We start from the raw sequence: 7,322 nt of genomic DNA on the forward strand, positions 1-7,322 counted from the left end.
CGGTCGCCAGTTCGCAGCGCGGCGCGAACGCGCAACCGCGCGGCGGAGCCAACAAACTGGGCAGCGAACCGTCGATGGGGCGCAGCCGGTGCTCGATGTTGTGCGCCGAGGGGGTGGCAGCCAGCAGCCGGGCCGTATACGGATGATCAGGGGCGGTGAACACTTGATCCGCCGCCCCGAGCTCCATGCAGGTCCCGGCGTAGAGCACCATCATCTGGTTTGCCACGCGGGAAACCACTGACAGGTCGTGGGAGATCATCAGCACGGTGGTGTTCAGCTCCCGCTGCATCTGCGCCAGCAGGTCTAGGATTTGGGCCTGCACGGTCGAATCCAGTGCGGTGGTCGGCTCGTCGGCGATGATCAGCTCAGGTTCAAGCAGCAGGGCCATGGCGATCATGATGCGCTGGCGCATGCCGCCGGAGAACTGGTGTGGGAAGCTGTCGGCTCGGCGTTCGGGATCCTTGATGCCCACCTTGCCCATCATCGCCACGGCCCGGGAGCGGGCCTCGGACTTTGACACCTTCTGGTGCGTGGTGATCGCCTCCGCCAGCTGCTGACCCACAGTGTACTGCGGGTGCAGGGAGGAGAGCGGGTCTTGGAAGATCATGCTGATCTTCGCCCCGCGCAGCAGGCGCAGCTCCTCGGCCGGCAGCCCGATGAGGTTCCGTCCGTTGAACAGCGCCTGGCCGCTCAGCTGCGCCCCGGGGACCAGCCCCAGGATCGCCTGCACGAGCACCGACTTGCCGGAGCCCGATTCGCCGACGATCCCGAAGAAGTCCCCGGCCTCAACGCTGAAGCTGACATCACGCACCACGTGCAGGGTGCCGTCAGCGGTGGGGAAGGAGACACTGAGGTTTTTGACTTCTAGCAGCGCCATGCCTAGTCCTGGATCCAGACGTTGGTCCAGTCGCCCTGGGTGGACAGGGCGTAGGGCTGGAAGTTCTGCACGCGCTTGGAGTGGTAAAGGCGGGTTGTCGGGGCCGCGACCGGCACGATGATCGAATCGCCCATGACGATCTCATCAACCTGCGCCCACAGTTCCTGGGCCTTGGACGGATCCGGTTCCTGCACTGCCTGAGCCGCCAGCTTGTCCGCTTCCACATTGTCATAGTTGGTCAGGTTATAGGTGCTTTCGGTGCCGTTGTAGGTGAACAGCGGCTGGAACACCGAGCGGGCCGCGCCGCCCTGCCAGTCCGGGCTCCAGCCCATCGGGGCGATGTCCCATTTGCCGGATTTGGTGCCCTCGCGGTTGGCCAGGAACTCGGTGTAGTAGTCGGTGGGGCTCACCGGGATCAGCTCGATGGTGATGCCTGCCTTCTCGAAGCCTGCCTGCAGGGTCTGGGCGATCTGCGGCTCGATGTCCTTGTTGCGGTACGGCATCTTCAAGGTGATGCCGTCCGGGTAGCCGGCCTCGGCTAGCAGGGCCTTGGCCTTGGCCGGGTCGCCCTTGTGATCGGGGGTCGGAAACAGGTCGAAGTCGTGGTAGCCGAGCACTCCGGGGCCGAAGATGCCGTTCTGGACCTTGGCGACAGCTTCGCCGCCCAGAGTCTGGACGACCGAGCCTTGTCGGTGGCGTACTGGATGGCTTCGCGCACCTTCTTGTCGGCCAGGGCGCCGTCGTTGCTCGGTGAAGTGACGTTGATCCATAAGAACGGGTTGACCGAGCCGGCGTCGACGGTGGAGAAGTTCGGGTCCTTGGCGGCGGCCAGCTGGGCGGCCACGGAAGGGGCTATGCCGGTGTCGAAGGACATGTCGAGGGTGCCGGCCTGCAGCTGCTGGGTGACCGCGTCCGCACTCAGGCCCATGGTCATCTCGATCGAGTCCACGTAGGCCGGGCGCAGCGGATCGGTTTCAGCCTTCCACGCTTCGTTGCGTACCAGCTTCAGCGACTTGTCAGCGGTGTATTCGCCGATCGTGTACGGGCCGGACGCCACGAAGTTCTCGCGGTACTCCGGAGAATCTGGCAGATAGTCCAGCACTTCTTCTGGAGCCGGGCTGGCGGTGGCCAGGGTCAGCATATAGATGAAGTCGCCGGCCGGTTCCTTGAGGGTGAATTCGACGGTGCGCTCATCGACCGCGCGCACGCCGGGAATCTGCGCAGAGTTGATGTACTTGGCCATTGGCTCCGGCTTCGGGTCGATCTTGGCGAAGCCCTCGCAGTATTCGTCCATGCCGGTGAGCAGCGACTGGAAGTAGCCAAGCAGCGGGCTGGAGCGGTACGGGTTGCACAGGCGCTTGAAGCCGCGCACCACGTCTTCGGCGACGACCTGGCGGGCACCATCCGGTGCGTCCCAGTTCGCGCCTTCCTTCAGGGTGAATGTGTAGGTCTTGCCGTCATTGGTGGCTTCCGGGATTTCTTCGGCCAGATCGGCCTTGACCTGGATGCGGGTGTTCTCGTCGGTGGATGCCTCGTAGCTCAAGAGCTGGCGGCTGGTGGCGCGAATGAAGTTCTGGGTCGGCACGTATGAAGTCAGTGCCGGATCCAGGTGGTCGTTGTCGCCGTTGCTGCCGATCTTCAGAGTGCCGCCGGTCTGGGCTTCGCCGCTGGGTGCCGAGCCATTGTCCGAGTCGATAGCGCAGCCGGAGAGCAACACAGCAGATGCCGCGAAAAGCGAGAGCGGCATGAGAAAGCGTTTTTTGGGTGCGCGAGGTTGCGGTGTCATTTGGTCCTCCAAGGGTGTGTGGTGACTCACAGGGGTGATCGAAATCCAGACTAGTGCCATTGCACTGTCACAAATTGCGCTTCGGAAAAGATTTTGCGGCGTAAACCCGACGCGCCTGGCGGGGTGGCGACAATAGCCCAAAATCCATTGCCGATGCATCGGAAATTGGCTTAGCGTTCAACCTCATGGGGCGTGATGCGGATCGCATTCACGGAAGTTAGCGTCAACGTGAAGAATCACGAAAGAGGAAAACAGTGCAAAGTTTGATCAAATCAGCGCCAGTGAGAAGGGTCGCTGCGGCGGTTTCAATCGCGGCACTGGGCTTGTCGCTGAGCAGTGGCATCACCCCGGCACTCGCCGAAAAGCCCTCATCCAATTCAGGGAACGACAAGGACGCCGTCGCGGCTCCGAGTTTCGTGCAAGGCGAGTATTCTCCCGAACTGGATCCGGTGCTCGGTGAGGGTGAGGCGCCCCGCCCGCTGGTGGACATGAAGCTGGTTGAAAAAGGCCAGAAGGATGCCCAGAAGCTGGAAAAGAAGTCCAAGATGCGCAGCGCCGGCCCAGAAGCCTCGACTCGTGCAGCAGGGGCCTGCAACCCAGGGGAGCTCGGGAACCTGAGCGGCTCAGCACTGGTCCAGGCAGTCAAGGCCGCAGACATGGAGTGCATCAACTCCCTGTTCAATGCCACCGGCAATACTGCCCGGGACTTGTTCAACCAGGCCGACATGCTCACCGTTGCCCAGGCGTTCAAGACCGACGCGCAGAACTACAACGGCAGCAATTCCCAGTCGACCATGCAGCTGGTATTGTTCCTCCGCGCCGGCTACTACGTGCAGTTCTACCAGTCCTCGACCGTGGGCAACTACGGCACGCAGTTGAAGTCAACTGTCGGCGACGCGCTGGAGAAGTTCTTTGCCAACTAAGTCCATGACAGTCAACGAGGGCAGCGCCAAGTGCTCTCAGAAGCTGTCACCCTGATCGATTCCTCGGAGAACAACGCCCGCTTCCTCGGCGTCCTGGCGGATCTGCTGGAAGACTTCAACGCGCAGCGCGAAGCAAGTTGGAATTTCCGCAATGCGACGAACAACGTGTTCACTGTGCTTTTCCGCGGACACCAGTTTGACGACTTCTCCGCAGCTGTCGTCGCCAACCCGCAGATCTTAGACACCCTGCACCAGTTCGCAGCGGACCATATGGACATGATGGGCGGCGACAGCGATTTCTTGGTGGCCAACGCCGGCCGCGAGCTGGCCCGCTTCCTGGGCGACAGCCAGCTGAAGGCCGCGGCCAAACCGAAGGTGATCGACCTGCTCTCGCGCACCTCGATGACCGGGGACACCGCCAAGCTCTGGGTAGGCCTTGCAGATATGGTCGAATACTTCGATGCCAGCAATTGTTCGGACTACGGCACCTGCGATTTCTCCAGCACGCTGCGCGATACAGTGCTCAGTCAGGACCGCGACTGCAGCCCGAGCATCCGCTTCAACACCCAGTCGGTGAGCAACGAGGAATTCGATGAATCCTGCACCTCGCTCAAGGGCCAGGACGAGTACTTCTACGGTGCCGCCGGAACCAGGACCTGTGGCCAATGACGTGAACACCACCATCGACGTGGCGGTCTTCTCTTCCAGCAGCGACTACCAGACCTACGCAGGCGCCATCTTCGGCATCGACACGAATAACGGCGGGATGTACCTGGAAGGCGATCCAAGCCAAGCTGGTAACACCCCGACCTTCGTCGCCTACGAGGCAGAATGGATGCTGCCGACCTTCCACATCTGGAACCTGAACCACGAGTACACGCACTACCTCGATGGCCGCTTCAACATGCATGGCGACTTCGGGGCAGGGCTGACAGTGCCGACGATCTGGTGGATCGAGGGCTTCGCGGAATACGTGAACTACGGCTACCGCAACGAGGAGTATACGGCCGCCCACCAGCTGGCGGCCCAGAAGACCTACAAGCTCAGCGAGCTGTTCGACACCACCTATGAGAACAGCGGCCAGGACCGCATCTACCGCTGGGGCTACCTCGCGGTGAACTTCATGATCAACAAGCACCCGCAGGAGCTGAAGACGGTGCTTGACTACTACCGCCAGGGCAAGTGGCAGGAGTCGCGCAACTACCTGAAGAACTCCATCGGCACCATGTATGACGCCGAGTTCTCCAACTTCTTGGACACCTGTGCTGCCGGCGACTGCAAGCCGCCGGCTCCAACCGATCCTGTCGACCCGGTAGAGCCAACCGACCCGGTTGAGCCAACCGACCCGGTTGAGCCTACTGATCCGGTTGAGCCTACCGATCCGGTTGAGCCTACCGATCCAACCGATCCGGAAGACTGCTCAGGAACCAGCGGCCAGACGTTGGCTTCGGGATGCGCGGCGACGAACCTGTCGGGCAGCAGCGATGACCTGAACTACTTCTACATTTACGTTCCTGAGGGAACTGAAGAGTTGACGATCAACACCAACGGTGGAACGGGCAACGCTGACCTGTTCTACAGCCCATGGAACTGGGCAGATCCGGACCACCACAACTACCGTTCTACCGAAGCCGGTAACAACGAATCGATCACCGTGCCGAACCCACCGGCCGGGTACAACTACATTTCGCTGAGCACCGACAGCGAATACTCGGGGGTGAGCCTGAAGGCAACTGTCCGCTGATGAGCTGAAGAACGCCCCGGCCTTGCGCGCACTTTTTGCCGCAAAGGTCCGGGGCGTTCCCACGCCTCTATTCAGAGTTCATGCGTCGGTGAGGCGCTAGGGGCGGGCAACCCGGTAGGCATTGCCGGAGGAATCCAAGCAAGTTCGAAAGAACCTGTTGATTTCCGACAGGGACATTCCCGGTGGGGGATGCGGGAAGAACACGGGAATCATTGCCTCAATAGCTGGCTCCTTGGTCGCAATCGACCCGTTGCATGATTCGTAACATATATGTTGCACTAGTGGTCAGTTTGAAGGAGCGAAAAGTGCAAGCACCTCCCGCATTCTGGGACGATCTCGTCAACGATCTTCAGGCCCCTGAATTCCTGCGGGAATATGTCGTTGAATCGGTTCGGATTGCCACCGTCGACAACATCGTGAATGACTTAGACGATGCCCGCGAGGCGGCCGGACTGACAAAGGCGGCTCTGGCCCGAGCCATTAATGCAGATCCGGCAACGCTGAGAAGGCTTTTTTCCGGCAATGCATCCAACCCAACGCTTGGGACCCTAGCCGAGGTCGCTGCAGCCTTGGGCCTGAAGGTGGCTTTGGTTCCGCTTCCGGATAATGAGCGTGAAAAAGTCACCTTGCCCTTGCTTGCGGGCCGTGCCGCCGACGCCACGGACTTGGCCAAGCATTTGGAATCATTAAGGACATTGCGCAGTTCGTCCCCCGTTGCGTGAGCCGGCGATCGATCGAGGTTGGCGCTTGAAGTATTCCATGCCCAGTTCGCGGATCGAGCGGTAGTCTTCCTCGGAAAGCACCGAATTGAACGGCGTGCGTCTCCCATCGACAATGACCAGTAGCGGTTTGTCGAATTCATTGGAGTGGTAATCAAGCCGGCAAAAAGCCTGTAGTGGCGACGTTTGCGGCCGTCAATGCGAATCTCAAACCATCCCGCCATGCTGTCATGCATGGCTTCCCGATACCCACCGCCTGAGAATCTCTTCGGAGGCGCTGCCGCGACGGCCTGAAGCACTGCGCGCATTTTCGCACGTACTGCCGAAGGACAACTGTTGAGGAAGGACCTGCCAAGGCAGGATTCGTCGGGATCGTCGTCAGGATGGCGTTTGCAGTACACAATCAAGTGGGCATCGTCGCTGGATGGCCCCGCGGCAATGTGAGTTTGCGCCGTGGCTGGTTTGCTGGACCTTCTGCGCTGATTCTTATCCGGGGCCATAAATTGAACTCCAAGACCTTGCACTTAAATGATGCTAAAGCTCGATCCTAGAGTTGCAAGTTCAGGTGAACGCGGCTGGAACTGCCAATTGTGGAGTCTGCGAAGAAAGCGAGCGCGGAAAGATCCGTGCCCGCTTCTCGTAAATGGCTTTCCCTGCGGATCAGCGAAGCCCTATTCGGCCAGGGGCCGCCGACCTTGTCAACCATGGCAAAGAGCTGCGTAGCACCGCTGGGTCGTTGATCCCGTCGTGCTCGTGCTCATTGGTGACCCAGGCCTGCAGTCCGCCGACCTTTTTCGCGGTGTCCAGCGACAGGCCAGCATCCACGTACATGTCGTCGTAGTAGACGGCGGCGGCCAACGGGACGCGGTTCGCCGCAATCTTCTCCAGGTCGTAGATCTTCCGGTGGGTGCCGCGCGCGGCCAGCACCTCGACGGCCGGGATGTACGGGCGCAGCAGTCGGGTCTCCTCGAAGGTCCAGCGGAACATCATTTCGCCGGTGAACAGCAGGGTGGACGCATCCGTGGCGAAATCCGGGTGCTGCTCCAGCTCCGTCTGGGCGGCGAAGGTGCTGGGGCCGTTGGCGCCGTTGCCGTAGATGTCTTCCTGCAGCACCGCGAACAGCGGGTTGCCGGCAAAGCTGGTGCGCGCCTGGACCTCTTGCAGCAGGCAGTCGCTGAGCTGGGTGCCGTCGCCGGAGAGCTCCAGCAGCCAGTGCAGGCGCTCGAAGCTCGGGCCCATGCCGAAGTCGATGCCCAGCGACTGCAGCCGGCGG

Annotated in this window: 5 protein-coding genes and 2 pseudogenes; 3 read left to right on the forward strand and 4 right to left on the reverse strand. The window is 61.2% G+C overall.

Translation table 11 applies throughout. From position 1 onward, the window contains the following. The 3 genes from JCM19049_RS06060 to JCM19049_RS06065 all read right to left on the reverse strand — a co-directional run. Nucleotides 1-877: ABC transporter ATP-binding protein (locus JCM19049_RS06060; RefSeq protein WP_279402570.1), on the reverse strand; the 877-nt coding region annotated here is incomplete at its 3' end. A 2-nt stretch (nucleotides 878-879) separates the two neighbouring features. Then, nucleotides 880-1,494 (reverse strand): ABC transporter substrate-binding protein, encoded by a 615-nt coding sequence (locus JCM19049_RS18925; RefSeq protein WP_279402571.1) that lies wholly within the window; start codon nucleotides 1,492-1,494, stop codon nucleotides 880-882. After that, a complete protein-coding gene (locus tag JCM19049_RS06065) occupies nucleotides 1,416-2,624 on the reverse strand; it encodes an ABC transporter substrate-binding protein (RefSeq protein ID WP_279402572.1) in 1,209 nt (402 codons plus the stop codon). The genes JCM19049_RS18925 and JCM19049_RS06065 overlap by 79 nt, the downstream gene beginning before the upstream one ends. 584 nt (nucleotides 2,625-3,208) lie before the next feature. On the opposite strand from JCM19049_RS06065, the pseudogene JCM19049_RS18930 reads away from it, so the two are divergent. The 3 genes and pseudogenes from JCM19049_RS18930 to JCM19049_RS06085 form a co-directional block, all read left to right on the forward strand. Continuing rightward, nucleotides 3,209-4,778, forward strand: a pseudogene (locus JCM19049_RS18930) (collagenase); the annotation flags it as partial. Nucleotides 4,779-4,811: 33 nt separating this feature from the next. After that, nucleotides 4,812-5,330, forward strand: coding sequence for a pre-peptidase C-terminal domain-containing protein (locus JCM19049_RS18935; RefSeq protein ID WP_279402574.1), 519 nt, complete (start codon nucleotides 4,812-4,814; stop codon nucleotides 5,328-5,330). A 281-nt stretch (nucleotides 5,331-5,611) separates the two neighbouring features. Continuing rightward, nucleotides 5,612-6,052 carry a helix-turn-helix transcriptional regulator gene (locus JCM19049_RS06085; RefSeq protein WP_279402573.1) on the forward strand — a complete coding sequence of 147 codons (441 nt, stop codon included), beginning with the start codon at nucleotides 5,612-5,614 and terminating at the stop codon, nucleotides 6,050-6,052. Nucleotides 6,053-6,709: 657 nt separating this feature from the next. Here the strand turns inward: JCM19049_RS06085 and JCM19049_RS06090 are convergent. Continuing rightward, nucleotides 6,710-7,322 (reverse strand): annotated as a pseudogene (locus tag JCM19049_RS06090) (proline iminopeptidase); the annotation flags it as partial.

Source organism: Arthrobacter sp. JCM 19049, assembly GCF_001310435.1.

Excerpts from the sequence above, each read along its gene's own strand:
- JCM19049_RS18935 (WP_279402574.1), top strand. The coding sequence starts at position 4,812 with ATGTATGACGCCGAGTTCTCCAACTTCTTGGACACCTGTGCTGCCGGC.
- JCM19049_RS06065 (WP_279402572.1), bottom strand. The coding sequence starts at position 2,624 with ATGCCGCTCTCGCTTTTCGCGGCATCTGCTGTGTTGCTCTCCGGCTGC.